14 protein-coding genes are annotated in these 17,462 nt (G+C 60.4%); 6 read left to right on the top strand and 8 right to left on the bottom strand.

Going from position 1 to position 17,462, the window contains the following annotated elements:
• Positions 1–3: 3 nt before the first annotated feature.
• Positions 4–3,348: a maltose alpha-D-glucosyltransferase gene (gene treS, locus BW979_RS13550; protein ID WP_076384012.1), complete on the bottom strand. Its 3,345-nt coding sequence runs from the start codon at positions 3,346–3,348 to the stop codon at positions 4–6.
• A gap of 190 nt (positions 3,349–3,538) precedes the next feature.
• Positions 3,539–5,539, bottom strand: a complete 2,001-nt coding sequence (locus BW979_RS13545; protein WP_076384011.1) for an alpha-1,4-glucan--maltose-1-phosphate maltosyltransferase — start codon at positions 5,537–5,539, stop codon at positions 3,539–3,541.
• A 221-nt stretch (positions 5,540–5,760) separates the two neighbouring features.
• Here BW979_RS13545 and BW979_RS27615 point away from each other — a divergent pair, with 221 nt between their 5' ends.
• A complete protein-coding gene (locus tag BW979_RS27615; protein ID WP_172833790.1) occupies positions 5,761–5,922 on the top strand; it encodes a hypothetical protein in 162 nt (53 codons plus the stop codon).
• A gap of 87 nt (positions 5,923–6,009) precedes the next feature.
• Here BW979_RS27615 and BW979_RS13540 read toward each other — a convergent pair whose 3' ends face one another.
• Positions 6,010–6,510 carry an MgtC/SapB family protein gene (locus BW979_RS13540; protein ID WP_076384010.1) on the bottom strand — a complete coding sequence of 167 codons (501 nt, stop codon included), beginning with the start codon at positions 6,508–6,510 and terminating at the stop codon, positions 6,010–6,012.
• A 136-nt stretch (positions 6,511–6,646) separates the two neighbouring features.
• Between BW979_RS13540 and BW979_RS13535 the strand changes: the two genes are divergently transcribed.
• The 3 genes from BW979_RS13535 to mapR all read left to right on the top strand — a co-directional run bounded on the left by BW979_RS13535 (position 6,647) and on the right by mapR (position 10,118).
• Entirely contained in the window at positions 6,647–6,883 is a 237-nt protein-coding gene (locus tag BW979_RS13535; protein WP_076384009.1) for a DUF3203 family protein, read from the top strand.
• 248 nt (positions 6,884–7,131) lie between these two features.
• Complete coding sequence (ccoG, locus tag BW979_RS13530; protein WP_047227770.1) at positions 7,132–8,544, top strand: cytochrome c oxidase accessory protein CcoG; 1,413 nt, start codon at positions 7,132–7,134, stop codon at positions 8,542–8,544.
• Between the two features lie 164 nt (positions 8,545–8,708).
• Positions 8,709–10,118, top strand: coding sequence for a GntR family transcriptional regulator MpaR (gene mapR, locus BW979_RS13525; protein WP_076384008.1), 1,410 nt, complete (start codon positions 8,709–8,711; stop codon positions 10,116–10,118).
• Between the two features lie 150 nt (positions 10,119–10,268).
• Here the strand turns inward: mapR and BW979_RS13520 are convergent, their stop codons facing one another.
• The gene (locus BW979_RS13520) at positions 10,269–11,015 is read right to left on the bottom strand and encodes an SDR family oxidoreductase (protein WP_076384007.1); all 747 of its coding nucleotides are present in this window, start codon (positions 11,013–11,015) and stop codon (positions 10,269–10,271) included.
• A 91-nt stretch (positions 11,016–11,106) separates the two neighbouring features.
• Positions 11,107–11,985 carry a Dyp-type peroxidase gene (locus BW979_RS13515; protein ID WP_047227767.1) on the bottom strand — a complete coding sequence of 293 codons (879 nt, stop codon included), beginning with the start codon at positions 11,983–11,985 and terminating at the stop codon, positions 11,107–11,109.
• A gap of 252 nt (positions 11,986–12,237) precedes the next feature.
• On the opposite strand from BW979_RS13515, the gene ampC reads away from it, so the two are divergent.
• Positions 12,238–13,386: a class C beta-lactamase gene (gene ampC / locus BW979_RS13510; protein WP_076384006.1), complete on the top strand. Its 1,149-nt coding sequence runs from the start codon at positions 12,238–12,240 to the stop codon at positions 13,384–13,386.
• 67 nt (positions 13,387–13,453) lie between these two features.
• Here the strand turns inward: ampC and BW979_RS13505 are convergent, their stop codons facing one another.
• The 3 genes from BW979_RS13505 to BW979_RS13495 form a co-directional block, all read right to left on the bottom strand.
• A complete protein-coding gene (locus BW979_RS13505) occupies positions 13,454–14,002 on the bottom strand; it encodes a DUF4174 domain-containing protein (RefSeq protein WP_076384005.1) in 549 nt (182 codons plus the stop codon).
• A gap of 280 nt (positions 14,003–14,282) precedes the next feature.
• Positions 14,283–15,068, bottom strand: a complete 786-nt coding sequence (locus BW979_RS13500) for a sulfite exporter TauE/SafE family protein (protein WP_047227884.1) — start codon at positions 15,066–15,068, stop codon at positions 14,283–14,285.
• Between the two features lie 102 nt (positions 15,069–15,170).
• Positions 15,171–15,920, bottom strand: a complete 750-nt coding sequence (locus tag BW979_RS13495) for a hypothetical protein (protein WP_047227764.1) — start codon at positions 15,918–15,920, stop codon at positions 15,171–15,173.
• 295 nt (positions 15,921–16,215) lie between these two features.
• On the opposite strand from BW979_RS13495, the gene BW979_RS13490 reads away from it, so the two are divergent.
• Positions 16,216–17,367 (top strand): aldose epimerase family protein, encoded by a 1,152-nt coding sequence (locus BW979_RS13490; RefSeq protein ID WP_047227763.1) that lies wholly within the window; start codon positions 16,216–16,218, stop codon positions 17,365–17,367.
• Positions 17,368–17,462 lie beyond the last annotated feature (95 nt).

Below are 17,462 nucleotides of genomic sequence, written 5' to 3'. Positions count from 1 at the left end.
CCACTAAATCGGTCCGGCTATGTCGGAAAAGGGTTTCAGCCCGCTCAATAACCCGTACAGACCGTGCAATGGCACGGGCAGCCAGGCGGGGCGATTCTCGGCTTCATAGGCCACTTCATAGGCCGCCTTCTCCAGGCCGAACAACGCCAGTGCGGCGTCTTCGCCTTCAGCATCCTTCCACTCATGGGCAAGACTAGCTGCCGCCAGCCGATATGCCTCAACAAATGCCTGACGGGCCTCTTTCAAATAACGATCAGCCACCCGTTGCCGTGCCGCGTCGGCGTCGGCGGTGCTGTCGACGGTGTTCAGGTGGATCGCCATGGCGGCTGCGTAATCGAAGGAGCGCAGCACGCCGCTGACGTCCTTGTACGGGCTGTGCTTGCCGCGGCGCTCATGCAGTGGTCGTGCCGGCTCGCCCTCGAAGTCGATCAGGTAGGCGTCGCCCTTGATCACCAGTACCTGCCCCAGGTGCAGGTCGCCGTGGACGCGGATGCGCAAGCCACCGACAGCCTTGCCGGCCAGTTCCTGGATGTGCGCCAGAACGGTCTTCTTGTGTTCCAGCAAGCGGGCGACCAAGGCCTGGTCCGCCGGGTTCAATTGGCCCTGGTTCTGCTTGAGCAGGCGCAAGGCGTTCTCAACCTGCGCGGCCACATCCTTGCCGATGGCCTGGGCCTCCTTGGCGTTGGTGGCCTGGGGCGCGAAGTCCGGGTTATCGGTGGCCTGAGCCAGTACCTCGTGCATTTCCCCCAGGCGCTGGCCGAGCATGCCGGCGAAGTCCTTGAGTTCGCCCAAGGCGTTGTAGTGCTGTTCCTGCTCGGACACGGCATCGGCCAGCTCATCACGCAGGGCGCGTTCGAGGTTGTTCTGGGTCCATTCCCAGGCGTCGCCTTGATTGCTCAGGTAGCCTTGGGCGATCATCAGCAGCGCATCTTCGCCCTCGGTGTCACGGCGAATCACCGAACCGAGCAGCGGCGAAATATTGCTGAAACCTGCGGCTGTCAGGTAGGCACTCATTTCCAGCTCCGGGTGTACGCCCGACGCCACTTTGCGGATCAGTTTGAGCACCAGACTGCCGCCCACCACCACCGAACTGTTGGACTGCTCGGCGGACAGGTAACGCACCTCCGGCTCGTCTCCCAAGTTCAATGGGGCCAGGCCTTCGGTGGGTTCAAACCGCAGCTCGCCTTCGCTGCAAGGCAGCACCGTATTGGCCTGCATACTTTGCAGAACCGCCCGCACGAAACTTTCCAGGCTGAACGCATCGGTGATCAAACCGACCTGACGAACCCGGCGAACCCGAGACAGTGCCAATTGCTGCGGCAACGCCGCGCCCACCTGGTCTTCGGCCAGCAGACCGAAGGGCAGTTGGTAACGCAGTGTCTGGCCAGCGCTGGTGACGTCGATTTCGCTGAGCAGCACCGGGTGCTGCGGATCGCCGAAACGCACGCCATAGACAATATTGACCTTCTCGATCGCGCTGTCTTTGCCGGCAAACCAGCGACGGTTCTGCAGCCAGCTCGGCAGGATGGTTTGCTCCAGCGTGGTGCGCGACGGTGCTTCAAGCAGTTCTTCCAGGCGTTTCTTCAGCACCAGGGTGGTGAAGTCCGGCAAGCTCTGGGCCGGCTCCACATGCCAGCTCGGCATCTGGTTTTCTGTTGCCAGGGCAAACCAGTAGAAGCCGTACGGCGGCAAGGTCAGCAGGAAATTCAGCTGGCCGATGGGCGGGAAGGCATTGCCCCCCAGCATTTCCACCGGGACCATCCCGGCATAGGCCGACAGGTCCAGTTCGGCGGCCTGGGCGCTACGGGACACGTTGGCCACGCACAGGATGATTTCGTGCTTGCCATCGGGGCCGGTGTATTCGCGGGTATAAGCCAGGATCCGGCGGTTGCTTGGCGAGAGCATCTTCAGCGTGCCACGACCAAAGGCCTTGGACTGCTTGCGCACCGCCAGCATCCGCCGGGTCCAGTTCAGCAATGAATGAGGATCGCCGGCCTGGGTCTCGACGTTGACCGACTGGTAGCCGTATTGCGGGTCCATGATCGGCGGCAGTACCAGGCTGGCCGGGTCGGCGCGGGAGAAACCACCGTTGCGGTCGATCGACCACTGCATCGGCGTGCGCACGCCGTCGCGGTCGCCCAGGTAGATGTTGTCGCCCATGCCGATTTCATCGCCGTAGTACAAGGTCGGCGTGCCGGGCATTGACAGCAGCAGGCTGTTGAGCAACTCGACACGGCGGCGGTCGCGCTCCATCAGCGGCGCCAGACGTCGGCGGATGCCCAGGTTAATCCGCGCCCGACGGTCGGCCGCGTAGTAATTCCACAGGTAGTCGCGCTCCTTGTCGGTGACCATCTCCAGGGTCAACTCATCGTGGTTGCGCAGGAAAATCGCCCACTGGCAATTGGCCGGAATTTCCGGGGTCTGGCGGAGAATGTCGGTGATGGGGAAGCGGTCTTCCTGGGCCAGCGCCATGTACATGCGCGGCATCAGCGGGAAGTGGAATGCCATGTGGCATTCGTCACCGTTCAAACCCTGGGCGTCGACATCGCCGAAGTACAGCTGGGTGTCTTCCGGCCACTGGTTGGCCTCGGCCAACAGCATACGGTCGGGGTAATTGGCATCGATCTCGGCACGGATCTGCTTGAGGACGTCGTGGGTCTCGGGCAGGTTCTCGTTGTTGGTGCCGTCGCGCTCGATCAGGTACGGGATCGCATCCAGGCGCAGGCCGTCGATGCCCATGTCCAGCCAGTAACGCATCACCGACAGTACGGCTTTGATCACTTGGGGGTTATCGAAGTTGAGGTCCGGCTGGTGGGAATAGAAACGGTGCCAGAAGTATTGGCCGGCTACCGGATCCCAAGTCCAGTTGGATTTCTCGGTGTCGAGGAAAATGATCCGCGTGCCATCGTACTTGTGGTCGTCGTCGGACCAGACGTAGAAATCCCGCGCCTTCGAACCCGGCTTGGCTTTGCGCGCGCGCTGGAACCATGGATGCTGGTCGGAGGTGTGGTTGATGACCAGCTCGGTGATCACCCGCAGATTACGCTTGTGGGCTTCGGCGATGAAACGCCGCGCATCGGCCATGGTGCCGTAGTCGGGGCTGACACCTCGGTACTCGGCGATGTCGTAGCCATCATCGCGCCTGGGCGAAGGATAGAACGGCAGCAGCCAGATCGTGTTGACGCCCAGATCGGCGATGTAGTCGAGCTTTTCGATCAATCCGGGAAAGTCACCGATCCCGTCGTTATTGGAATCGAAATAGGATTTGACGTGGACCTGATAAATCACCGCGTCCTTGTACCAGAGCGGGTCTTTGATAAAGGTGGCAGACCGGGGTTTCTTCGCCATTTGCAACTCCTGAGAAATTCTGTAAAGCCGCTGAAACAGGCTTGTAAGGTCTTTTTGTGTCGTGGGGCCTTTTTGTGGCGAGGGGATTTATCCTCACTTTGTGGGAGCAAAGCTTGCTCGCGATACAGGCGCCTCGATTCCCCTGAAGAGCGCGTCAACTTCATCGCGGGCAAGCCTTGCTCCCACAGCCTTACGCCACGCTGATCCGCCATATCCCGAACGGTTGGTAGGCCGGATCGATACGCATGAACTGGTACTTGCCATACCACGTCCAACGATGCCCGCTCATCAAATCCTCGCCTTGGGTCTGGGCATCGTCCGGCAGCCCCATTTCCCACAGCGGCAACTCGAAATTGGCTTCCTGCGGGGTATGCGGGTCGAGACTCACTGCCACCAGAATGAAATTGCTGCCATCGGCGGTGCGTTTGCCGAAGTACAGGATGTTGTCGTTCCAGGCGTTGTAGATCGTCAGGCCCAAGTGCGTATGCAGCGCCGGGTTTTGCCGGCGGATGCGATTGAGCTGGGCGATTTCGGCAATGATGTTGCCCGGAGCGGTGAAGTCCCGGGGGCGGATCTCATACTTCTCCGAGTCGAGGTATTCCTCCTTGCCCGGCACTGGCGCCGATTCGCACAATTCAAACCCCGAGTACATGCCCCACAGGCCCGAGCCCATGGTCGCCAGGGCCGCGCGGATCAGAAACCCGGCGCGCCCCGACTCATGGAGAAACGCCGGGTTGATGTCCGGCGTGTTGACGAAAAAGTTCGGCCGGTAGCACTCGCGTAACGGAGATTCGTTGAGCTCGGTGAAATACGTCGCCAGTTCGGTCTTGGTATTGCGCCAGGTGAAATAGGTGTAGCTCTGGGAATAACCGACCTTGCCCAGGCGCGCCATCATGGCCGGCGTGGTGAAGGCTTCGGCGAGGAACATCACTTCAGGGTGCTGGGCCCGCACGTCGGCAATCAACCACTGCCAGAACGGCAACGGCTTGGTGTGGGGATTGTCGACACGGAAGATCTTCACGCCCTCATTGACCCACCCCACCACCACGTCCCGCAGCTCCAGCCACAGGCTGGGAATCGCATCCGCGGCGTAGAAATCGACGTTGACGATGTCCTGGTATTTCTTCGGCGGGTTTTCCGCATATTTGATCGTGCCGTCCGGCCGCCAGCTGAACCAGCCCGGATGCTGCTTGAGCCACGGGTGGTCCTGGGAACACTGGATAGCAAAGTCCAACGCGATCTCCAGGCCATGGTCGGCCGCCGCGGCCACCAGACGCCGAAAGTCCTCGCGCGAGCCCAACTGCGGGTGAATCGCTTCGTGACCGCCCTCCTCGCTCCCGATGGCATAAGGGCTGCCCGGATCGTCGGGACCGGCGGTGAGGGAGTTGTTCGGGCCCTTGCGAAAGCTGCGACCGATGGGGTGGATCGGCGGGAAGTACAGCACATCGAACCCCATGTCCTGGATCACCGCCAGACGCGAATGCACGTCATTGAAGGTGCCATGACGCTTGGGATCATCGGTGATCGAGCGGGGAAAAAGCTCGTACCAACTGGCGAACTCGGCCAACTTGCGTTCGACGTCCAGAGGGTACTGCGGGCTGATACTCAAATAGGGGCGATGATCGGCCTGGGACATGAGACCGGCACTGCGGGGCGCCAGGAACAATGCCACCTGCTCGGCTGGCAACAGGCCGGAAAGCTCATGGTGCAACGCGGTCAATTGCTCCCTCAGCTCACCTTCGCTGCGCTCGGCCGCCATCTGCACCTGATTGCGTCCTTCCTGCAATTCCAGGCTGATGGGCACGCCGGCCGCGAATTTTTTCTCCAGCTCGTAGCGGAAACTGGCGAACTGGTCGATCCAGGCCTCGATGCGGAACACATAGAAGCCCTGCTCGGGCACATTGAACTGGCCTAGCCAGCCGTTATTGCCCAGCTCGGTCATGACCGCGCTGTTCCACGACTCATCCTTCAGCGCGCGCCAAAGGATATGCACGGCCAATTTGTCATGACCGTCGGCGAAGACTTTGCTGGTCACCGTCACGTCCTGCCCGGCCACGGCCTTGGCGGCGAATTGCCCGCCTTCGATGACCGGCATGGTGCTTTCAATGGCAATACGCGGCAGTAACAGGGCCTGGGACAATGGCAAATGCGGGTTGTACGACAGGTCAGTCGGGTGTTGTTCAGCAGTCATCGAGCATCGCTCCTTTTACGCCCCATGGACGTTGTGGCGGTAAAGGCCCAGTAGTCCTTGAAAGGATGGATCCCTGAAAAAACTCACTTAAACTCCGAACCGAACCGACGGTTAAAAGTTCAGAGTGATTTGCCCCGATGGCAGCGGGATCAAACCAGGCGCAGGGTGGTCAACAAGGTTAAGCACGACTCAAGCCATGTGCGTCACGGAGACCCGTCCTGATGAATATTCCCATCCCGGCTGAAACACCCGACCCCAACATTGACGACCCCACCCTGCCGCCACCCGGCCCCGAGCCGGAACCGATCCCGGAAAAAGACCCGCCGCTTGATCCCCAGCCTCCTCTGGGCGACCCGCCGAGCGAGGCGCCGGAGCGGGTTTGAACCAACAGCCTAGTGGATAACAAAAAACCTGTGGGAGCGGGCTTGCTCGCTCCACACAGGATTATGTGTTCTGGCTGGAGATCGCGGTCACGGCTTTTCCTCCTTCTCCAGCGCCCGGACAATCAGCGGCATTACGCTGAAGATCGCCAGCGCCAATACCGTACTGAGCACTGCCGTGGACTCGCGCCCCAGCCCGGCGGCGACGCCGATGGCGGCGGTCATCCACAGGCCGGCGGCGGTGGTCAGGCCTTTTACATGGCTTTCGTCACTATCGTTGCCCTTGAGGATAGTGCCCGCGCCCAGGAAACCGATGCCGGCGATAACACCCTGCACCACACGGCTCATGGCGTCAGCCTCGGAGCCGGACATCTGCGGCACCAGCACAAACAGCGCCGCCCCCAAGGCCACCAGCATATGGGTCCGGACCCCGGCGGCCTTGCCCTTGTGTTCACGCTCAAAACCCAGGATGCCGCCCAACAACGCAGCCATCAGCAGGCGTACGGTTACCCGCGTCATCTGCTGCGCATCGGTGATATCGGCGAATTCCGATTGCAGGGTTATCCAGACTTCATGCCACCAGGCGTCCATGAACGGTCCTCTTTCCGGTCGATAAACGATGGACCGCAAGCCAGGCCAGAGGTGCGCTCGACCGCTGATCAGACGCAACGAACCGCGGCTGCGGGCCGACGCCTAACGTTCAGGACATCCAGAAGGAAACCTGACCATGAGTTTCAATATCGATAGCAACCAAATCTGCACCTTCGACACCGAAGAGTTCAACGAACAGCGGCCCGCCAACGAGTTGACCGTTATCACTGATGCGGAAAAAGCCATGTCGGCGGTGGATCTCAACGGCGGCCGGGTGTACATCACCGAGGCGCAAGCCGATGCCCTGACCGTGGCCGGGGCGGTCGATGGGCGTAAGAACCTCAAGGCGACTGATAGCGATTCGGTGATCTGAATCCCTTTGTCCCTTTGATTGAAGAGAAAATCGTCCTCTGTGCAGAGAGGCTGCGTGGGAGCAAGCCTTGCTCCCACGGCGGTCTTCGCCAACGAGATCTGTTCGCCTGATCTGGATGCATCAAAGTGTCGCAGGGCCAGGGCCTCACGGCATCTGATCCGGTTTTTATCGATATACCTGAGTCTGTTATGAAAACAGTTCGATGGTCATAGTGCGCCGGCCAGTTACAGGCTGAGGAGCGACCGACCATGAGCGAAAGAATCCCCGTCCAGTTGATACAGCACTTCGAACCCGCGCCGACGAAGATAAAGGCCCGGACCACCGATAACCTGATCCACACCCGCAGCTTCACCGGTTTGTTCCGCACTTTGCGCATCAGCGGTGCAGGGCTTCTGTTCCTGCTGTTTTTCGGTACGGTGTGGCTGAACTGGGGCGACCGCCAGGCGGTGCTCTGGGACCTCGCCGAAAGCAAATTCCACATTTTTGGCGCGACCTTCTGGCCCCAGGATTTCATCCTGCTGTCGGCACTGCTGATCATCGCCGCCTTCGGCCTGTTCGCGATCACCGTATTTGCCGGTCGGGTGTGGTGCGGCTACACCTGCCCGCAGAGTTCCTGGACCTGGATTTTCATGTGGTGCGAGAAAATCACCGAAGGCGAACGGCACCAGCGGATCAAGCTGCAGGCGGCGCCCTGGACCTTGAACAAGCTGCTGCGTCGCTCAGCCAAACATACGTTGTGGCTGGCAATCAGCCTGCTCACCGGCTTGACCTTTGTCGGTTATTTCACGCCGATCCGCCCGCTGGCCGAAGAACTTCTGACCCTGCAAATGGCCGGTGTCAGTCTGTTCTGGGTGCTGTTCTTTACCGGCGCCACCTACCTCAACGCCGGCTGGCTGCGTGAAGCGGTGTGCATGCACATGTGCCCCTATGCACGGTTTCAGAGCGTGATGTTCGATAAAGACACCCTGACCATTTCCTATGACACCGCCCGTGGCGAAATCCGGGGCCCGCGCAAGCGCGAAGTGAACCCGGCCAATGTGGGTTTGGGCGATTGCATCGATTGCCAGATGTGCGTGCAGGTCTGTCCCACCGGCATCGACATTCGCGACGGCCTGCAAATGGAGTGCATCGGGTGCGCCGCCTGCATCGATGCCTGCGATTCGATCATGGACAAGATGGGTTATGCCCGTGGCCTGATCAAGTACACCTCTGAACATCAGTTGCAAGGTGGCCGGACTCGCCTGCTGCGACCGCGGTTGATTGGCTATACCGCCGTGCTGCTGGTGATGATCGGGGCCTTGGCCGTGGCGCTGGCAGAACGCCCCATGGTGTCGCTGGACGTGACCAAGGACCGTGGGCTGTTCCGCGAAAACAGCCTGGGCCAGATCGAGAACATCTACAGCCTGAAAATCATCAACAAGACCCAGCAGCGCCAGGATTATCAGCTGTCCCTGGCGGACGCCGAAGGTTTTGTCCTGCAGGGCAAAACGCAACTGAGCCTGGCGCCGGGGGAAATCCTCGACGTACCGGTGTCGGTGGCAATGCTCAGCGAACGGCCCCGTAGCGGCTCCCGGGAAATGGTCTTCAAGGTGGCCGACAGTGACGAGCCTGGGACTTTCAGTGAGGCCACGAGCCGCTTTGTGGCGCCGATAAATCGTTGAGGCTTAAGATGCCGAACCTTTGTGGGAGCGAGCCTGCTCGCGATGGCGGACGGTCAAACAATATCAACATTGAATGTACCGGCCCCATCGCGAGCAGGCTCGCTCCCACAGGTAACTGCGCAAGCCGTGCGTTACCCCCTGAATTGTTCAAGAGCGGGCCCGCTATGAAACGCTACGAGAAATTCGCCGACGACATCGCTGAGCTGATCCGCTCCGGCGTGCTGGGCCCAGGGCAGCGTGTGCCATCGGTGCGTTATGCCAGCCAGACCTACGGCGTCAGCCCGTCCACGGTGTTCCAGGCCTACTACCTGCTGGAGCGTCGTGGCCTGATCCGGGCTCGTCCGCGCTCCGGCTACTTCGTCAACGCCCATGCACCGAATCCGTTCGCCGAGCCGGTGATCAGCACCCAGGTGCACGACAGCACCGAAGTCGACGTCAGCGAGCTGGTGTTTTCGGTGCTGGACTCGATCAAGGATCCAGCCACCGTACCGTTCGGCTCGGCGTTCCCCAGCCCGACCCTGTTTCCCCTGCAACGACTGTCCCGCTCGCTGTCCAGCGCAACGCGGGATATGGACCCCCGAATGGTGGTCACGGACATGTCACCGGGCAATCCGCAATTGCGCCGACAGATCGCCCTGCGCTACATGGTCGGCGGGCTGATGCTGCCCATGGAAGAACTGCTGGTCACCAATGGCGCCCTGGAAGCCTTGAACCTGTGCCTGCAAGCCGTCACCGAGCCCGGCGACCTGGTGGCCATCGAGGCGCCAGCGTTCTACGCCAGCCTGCAAGTGCTGGAGCGGCTCAAGCTCAAGGCAGTGGAAATTCCGGTGCACCCACGCGACGGCATCGATCTGGATGTATTGGAGCAGACGCTGGAGCGCCACCCGATCAAAGCATGCTGGTGCATGACCAGTTTCCAGAACCCCATGGGCGCGACCATGCCCGAGGAAAGAAAACAGGCGTTGGTGGAGTTGCTACGCCGTCATCAGGTGCCGCTGATCGAGGACGACGTGTATGCAGAACTCTATTACGGCCAGCAGGCACCTAAGCCGGCCAAGGCGTTCGACACCGAAGGGCTGGTGATGCATTGCGGTTCGTTCGCCAAGAGCCTGGCGCCGGGCTATCGCATCGGCTGGGTCGCCGCCGGGCGTTACGCACAGAAGATCGAACGGCTCAAACTCATGACGTCACTGTGCGCCTCGATGCCGGCCCAGGCGGCCATCGCCGATTACCTGCAACACGGTGGTTATGATCGTCATCTGCGCAAACTGCGCTACGCCCTGGAAGAACAGCAAAGCGCCATGCTCGCCGCCATCGCCCGCTACTTCCCCGCACAGACCCGCGTCAGCCAGCCGGCGGGTGGGTATTTCCTGTGGCTGGAACTGCCGGAGCAGATGGACTCGCTGAAACTGTTCCAGATGGCCTTGGCCCAAGGCATCAGCATCGCTCCTGGGCCGATCTTTTCACCGACCCGGCGTTTCGGCAATTGCATCCGTTTGAACTACGGCAGCCCGTGGACCGAAGTGTCGGAGAAAGCCATGGAGACGTTGGGGCGGATTATTCGGTCGTTTTGATATGGGGTTGTCTGTTATTGCCCCATCGCGAGCAGGCTCGCTCCCACAGTGGGTTTGCGGCGAGACGAATCTCTCAGCTACTCAGCAGATCTCATGTGGGAGCGAGCCTGCTCGCGATGGCGGCAGAACAGACAACTGATATTTCAAAGCTCAGCGCCCGCCCCCCAAATCCACAAACGTCCCGGTCGCATACGAAGCCTTGTCCGACAGCAACCAGATAATCGCTTCAGCCACTTCATCGGGACGGCCGCCACGGGCCATGGGGATTGCCGACTCCAGCTTGCTGACCCGGTCCGGGTCGCCGCTGAGGGCATGAAAATCGGTGTAGATATAACCTGGGCGAACCGCATTGACGCGGATACCTTCTCCAGCGACTTCCTTGGACAGGCCAATGGTGAACGTGTCCAGCGCGCCTTTGGAGGCCGCGTAGTCGACATACTCGCCCGGCGCGCCCAGGCGGGCGGCCACCGAGGAGACGTTCACAATACTGCCACCTTGCCCGCCATGCCTGGGCGACATGCGCAACACCGCGTGCTTGGCGCAGAGGATTGGCCCCAGCACGTTGGTCTTCATGATCTTGAGAATGCGGAACTCGGACATTTCGTCGAGTCGGGACTTGTGGGCGACCGTGCCGGCGTTGTTCACCAAAGCGGTGACGCGACCCAACTCAGCGTCCACACGATCGAACAGCGCGACCACTTCGTCTTCGATGCTGACATCCGCCCGCACGGCAATCGCCTGGGCGCCCTTGGCCCGGACCTGTCCGAGCACATCCTGCGCGGCGCCTTCATCAGACTGGTAATTGATGCAGATCCGATAGCCCAGGTCGGCAGCCAACAGCGCCGTGGCCGCCCCGATCCCGCGGCCGCCACCGGTGATAACGATGACTTTATCCACGTTTGCTCTCCCCATTGCACGGATAGACGTCCGGCCCAAGAATAGCGTTCACGCTGCGCTTTTGCACAAGCCGTTGCGCGTGGCGCCGGCCTCAGCGGCTCAAGGCCCGCAGATCCAGACGTCCATCCAGCAACGGCGGGCACCAGTAGTAGCCCCCCGTGATCGGCCGGCTCATGCGATACAGGCCGTCGGTGATACCGTCCTCCAGGCCGCTCATGCGCCGCAGTTGAGCCTCGAAAGCGTCGAGGGAGAAACCGAACGCCAGGAACATCAGGCCTGCGCGATCCCCTTCAATCCACGGCATGGAACGGCGTACGACGAAGGCTTCCGGGGCGAAGCTTTCCTGGGCGGTGCGTTTGACGTGGGCCGACTCCGGGGCATCGTCGATTTCCTCGTTGTCGCTCAGGCGCCGGCCCATGATGTTGTCGCGCTCATGGGGTTGCATGGCGGCGAAACCATCCAGATCGTGTTGCCACTGCTGGATCGCCGCAAAACTGCCACCGCGCACTCCATCGACACCTTGAGCCAGGGCAGCGGCGATGGCCGCTTCATCGTGAGGGTTCTCAGTGCCGTCTTCATAACCGGTCAGGTCATGGCCGGTCATATGACGGAAAGTTTCGTTCATCTGCACCAGGCGCAACGCCGGGGCCAGAGCGGCCTCGATGGCACGGCTGCGGTGCAGCAGCTCGCCACGGTCTTCGCCGTGTAGCCAGCACCACAGCGCGTGCTGGGTCGAAGGGTTGTCCACGCCCACGCCGGCCAGGGCCGGAAACGCCCGCAGGCCTTCGACCTGCGCACCCAGCGCCTGGACCAGCGACTCGCCCAGGCCGATCACTACTCGATCATCGACTTGCAACAAAAGCTTATCGATCGCAGCCGGCAGCGCCTCGACCGATTCCAGGGCAAAAAACAAGTGACGGGCCTGAGGCGGAACAGGGGTGGCGAGAATGCCGGGCTGGTAGTAGCTCATGTGGACTCCTTTAGAAAGAGCGCAAGTTTACCCGGCGACCAGTGGTTTGTGTGGTTTGCCATGGGCTGTCGAAGGCCAGGACGCTAAAGATTTTCGTAGGAAGTCTCTTGCAACCCGGTCAGATGACTCGGAACCCGGTTCGAACTGCAAGGATCCCGATTGCCGGACATCGGAAAACTCCCTAGATTGGGTGCCCCCAAAGCTGCTGGCAGAGCGGCTGGCACCCTCAGGACTCATGGAGAACGGTCAGACATGCACATTGCCAAATCGATACTTACGGGCGCTTTTTTCATCGCCTGCGGCACGACAACGGGCTTTGCCCAGGAGCGCGTTGAAGACACCGTCAATGCCGTGATCCAGCCCTTGATGAAACAACAGGACATCGCCGGCATGGCCGTGGCAATCACTCACAACGGTGAACGTCATTACTTCAATTACGGGGTGGCCTCCAAGGACACGAAGCAGGCAGTGACCGACCAGACGCTGTTCGAAATCGGCTCGGTCAGCAAGACCTTCACCGCCACCCTCGGTGCCTACGCCCAGGCCCAAGGCAAGCTGTCGCTGTCGGACCCGGCCGGTCGCTTCGCCCCCGAGCTGAGCGGCAGCGCCCTGCAAGGCATCAGCCTGCTCAACCTTGCCACCTACACGCCGGGTGGCCTGCCGTTGCAGTTTCCTGGCGAAGCGGACCATCCGGACCGGATGTTCAGTTACTACAAGACCTGGAAACCACTCTATCCGGCCGGTACCCAGCGGCTCTATTCAAACCCGAGCATCGGCCTGTTCGGCTACCTGGCGGCCCGCAGCCTGGAACGACCGTTCGATGAGGTGATGGAACAGACACTGATGCCGGGATTAGGCCTCAAGCACAGTTATGTACGGGTGCCCAAGGATCAATTGAGCCGTTACGCCCAAGGCTACGCGAAGGACGGCAAGCCAGTGCGGGTCGGACCGGGAGCGCTGGACGCCGAGGCCTATGGCGTGAAAACCAGTTCATCGGACCTGATCCGCTTCATCGAGGCTAACCTGCGGCCTGAAAAGCTGGACGCCGATCTGCGACAGGCCATCGCCACGACGCATACCGGGTTCTACAAGGCCAATGGCATGACCCAAGGGTTGGGTTGGGAGTTCTACCCCTACCCCGTCACGCTTGACGCACTATTGGCCGGCAATGCACCGCAGATGGCCCTGATGCCACAAAAAGTGGAGCCGCTCAACCCACCCCTGCCTGCGCCGGCCGACAGCTGGATCAACAAGACTGGCTCGACCGGTGGCTTTGGTGCCTATGCGGCGTTCGTTCCTGGAAAGGATATGGGGATCGTGATGCTGGCAAACAAAAACTACCCGATCGAGGAACGGGTGAAGGCCGCGCACAAGATCCTGACGGCGCTGGAGAAACGATAGGCTACGCAAATTACTGTGGCGAGGAAGCTTGCTCCCTCGCCACAAAGGGAGCTCATCGCCTGCCCGATCAATCCTCCAGCGGCTTCGGCGCAGTCACCGGTTTGCCCGTCTTGCCTGCCTTGGCACCCTTGCCTTCCTGGGCCGGCGCAGCTTCAGGCGCGGGAGTCGGGGCTGGCGCCGCCGCTTCCTTTTCTGCTGGGGGCAGTTTATCGACGGTGTCGAAGATGTCCTTCAGCTCAATCGCTCCCGAGTGCTCAAGCTTCTTTTCTCCGTCCTTGCCCACCAGGATGATCTTGGTCTGGGCACCGGCCCCCAACCTGAGTGACCGGATCAGCGCCATGGTGCTTTGCGGGTCCAGGTCTTTGCCATCGCGCTGCCCCATCGTGTTGAGCACGGTGTAAAGCACCAGGTTGCGCTCGGAAAAACCCTGTTTGCCGGCCGGTTCCTCCAATGCTTTTTTCAGGCTGACCCATGCAGGATCGACGGTGCTCGGCGCGATGACAATCAAGGGGCGGGATTTGCCCTTGTCCGCGGCCAAGGGTGAGTCGCCATCCGCGGCGAACAAGGGACCTGCAATGGCCAACAAGGTAGCGAAGGTCAACGACCGAATGAGCATGCGCCTCTCCTTTTGATATCTACGCTGTACTGATTGCGCATGGCGGCGATTGTTCCGCGACAGTCGCCCAATACCGCGCCTGCCTGCCTTGAAGCTTAGGCCAGAGGGGTCATTGCGCAACCGTGGCGTGGGAGATGAACAATTTCGTGACAGGAGTCGGGCACAACTTATGTGGGAGCGAGCCTGCTCGCGATGGCGCACAGTCAATCAAGCAGATGTTCTGCTGTACCGGCCTCATCGCGAGCAGGCTCGCTCCCACATTGATTGGTGCGCAGGTTATTTAGAACGCCAACTTGAACCCGATCATCGCCAGCATCACTGCCAGGCATGGGCGCAGCACCTCATCAGAAATGCGGCCCGACAAGTGACTGCCCAGGTAGATGCCCGGCAACGAGCCGACCAGCAGGTAACCCAGGATGTGCCAGTCCATGTTGCCCATGCTGGCGTGGCCCAGGCCAGCGACCAGGGTCAGCGGTACGGCGTGGGCGATTTCAGTGCCCACCAGGCGCTTGGTGACCAGGAATGGATAGAGAATGAACAGTGCGACAGTGCCCAGTGCGCCAGCGCCAATGGAGGTCAGTGCGACCATGACGCCCAATATCAGGCCAGTGACGACGGTGAGTACATTGAGCCGCGAGCCGGTGGGATTGTAGTGGCCGCCCGCACGATCATGGGCAAATTGCAGGAGGCGTTTCTTGAACAGAATCGCCAGGGCGGTGGCGAACAGCACAAAACCCAGCGCTTGCTTGATGATCGCGTTCATGGCGTCGGGCGAACTGTGCAGACTGCTCAGAAACCACAGCGTCAATCCTACCGCCGGCACACTGCCCAAGGTCAGCCAGCCGGTGATGGCCCAATCGATGTTGCGGTTCTTGGCGTGAACCAATACACCGCCGGACTTGGTAATCGCCGCGTACAGCAGATCGGTACCCACTGCGGTTGCAGGGTTGATACCAAACCACAACAGAATGGGGGTCATCAGCGAACCGCCGCCCACGCCGGTCATCCCGACGATAAAACCGACAACCAAGCCCGCTATGACTAAACCGACATTACCGAAATCCATTAAGCGCGACCGCATGAAATAAAATCTGGTCGCGAGCATAGCGATTTTTCTTATAACCACCTATACCAATGTGATCTATCTTTATTCCCTTTTCCTCTGACATTACTGAACCGGCAGGAAGTTAAGAAAGAGCAGGCTCTGGGCATAGTTCAGACCGATCCGCCGGTAGCGCTCGTCCAGCATTTGGGTCAGCAGGTCCAGGCGCGCAACGATTTTTCCAAACTCCACGGCAAAGCTGAGATTGCTGCCCTCCTCCGAAATCTCATTGGAAAACAGCAGCGGTTTGCCGTCTTTGTCCAGTCGTTGGCTGAGTATCCAAGTGGCTTTTTCGATGTTGCGCGCCGCGTTACTGACAAAGCGCGGGTCGATCGCGTCGGTCATGTAGAACTCGAGACGATTGCCATGGGCCGTGACCAGCATGCTGCCAATGGCGTAAATGAACGCCCCCACCCGATCCCCCAGGAACTCAGGGCTCATGGCATAGCTCAGGGCAGCCAGGTCCTTCTTGCCGCCCAGGGTCGGTAACGGCTGTTGCTGCTCGATGGCCAGGCGCACCTGCTTTTCCGCGGCACGGGCGTCGAGAAATCCGGACTTGCGCAACTCTTCAGGGTTGCGCAGATAAAGCTTGTTCATCAGCAGATAGAGGCTTTGCAGGTTGTCATGCATCGCCAGTGTGGCCATGCGGTCAACGCTGGTCTGCAGCAGTTCCTGAGGCCTGGTGTTGCTGAACTGCGTGACCATGTCTTGCCCCTGCTGATGACTGCAACCGCCGCCAAGCAACATCAACACGCCGGCCAACAGCGCTGAACAGCGACGTCGCGACACCATCACGAAATGAAAAACACCGGCCATCGAGTCTCGGTCTGGGCTTGGGGAGGCGGTGGGGGTCGCCGCTTCCTGGCCATGGATAGAGCGGCAAAAAACGTAAAAGTGCGATGGACGAGGGAAAACCACACAGATGGGAAAGATCCGCCCCACTCAATTAGTATGACTTTTTAATTGATTAATCGCGATTAATGGCTATATATCCCTTCTAGCCTTTCAAATAGAAAGACTACTAACCGAATATACCTTCATCGCTGTCCGACTAAACACCGGACTCGACCCGCGTTCCAAACAACAACAAGACAGGAAGGAAGGTCACACCATGCTTGAATCCAGACATCTGCTCACGGCTCTCGGAGTGTCTCTGATGATCGCCACCTCTGCATCCCAGGCCGCCGGCCTGAGCAATGAACGCGCAGCGTTCGGCAAGACCAGCGACGGTACCGCGGTGGAAAAATTCGTCCTGCGCAACAGCCACGGCATGGAGGCTACTGTCATCACGTACGGCGGGATCCTCCAGTCACTGATCGTGCCGGACAAGAACGGTATGGCCGCCGATGTTGTGCTGGGCTTCGACGATGTGCAGGGTTACCAGAAGAACGGCAATGTGTATTTCGGCGCAACCATTGGCCGCTTCGGCAATCGCCTGGCTGGCGGCGCATTCGAGTTGGACGGCAAGCGCTACCAGGTGCCGCAGAACGACAAGAGCAACTCCCTGCACGGCGGACCGCAAGGTTTCGACAAGCGCGTCTGGAAGGCCGAACCCCATGACGGCAAGGACTCGGTGGGCGTGACCCTGACCTACCTGTCGGCGGATGGCGAGATGGGTTTCCCAGGCGCACTGAAAACAGATGTCACCTACAGCCTCAATGAACGGAACGAATTACGTATCGAGTACCAAGCCACCACCGACAAACCCACGGTGCTGAACCTGACCAACCACAGCTATTTCAACCTCGCCGGTGCCGGTAACGGCGACATACTCAAACAGGTCGCGACCCTGCATGCCGCCCATTACACCCCGGTGACCGACAAGCTTATCCCCACCGGTGAGTTGGCCCCCGTGGCCGGTACGCCGATGGACTTCACCAAGCCCACCGCCATCGGCACCCATATCAAGGCCGATCACCCGCAGCTCAAATTCGCCGAACCCAAACAGGGCGGTTTCGATTTCAACTGGGCACTTGACGCCAAGGGTGACGTGAGCAAACTGGCCGCTGATGTCTACGACCCACAGTCCGGACGGCGCTTGGAGCTCTACACCACCGAGCCTGGCGTGCAGTTCTATACCAGCAACTTCCTCGACGGCACGATCAAGGGCAAGCACGGCAAGGTCTATCCGCATTGGGGCGCGTTCACTCTGGAAACCCAACACTACCCCGACTCGCCAAACCAGCCGAACTTCCCGTCGACCCGGCTTGACCCCGGCCAGACCTACACCCAGACCATGGTGTTGAAGTTCTCCGCGCAATAAATCCTGCCCTTCGAAAAGATCGTTCCCACGGCGGTGGGGACGATCAACCTTGAACACCTGGTCTATCCTGCTGCCACACGTCTGATGTTCTGCAA

The organism is Pseudomonas sp. A214 (assembly GCF_900156295.1).
Classification (GTDB): Bacteria; Pseudomonadota; Gammaproteobacteria; order Pseudomonadales; family Pseudomonadaceae; genus Aquipseudomonas; species Aquipseudomonas rhizophila.
This window is presented reverse-complemented; position numbering and strand designations above follow the sequence as displayed.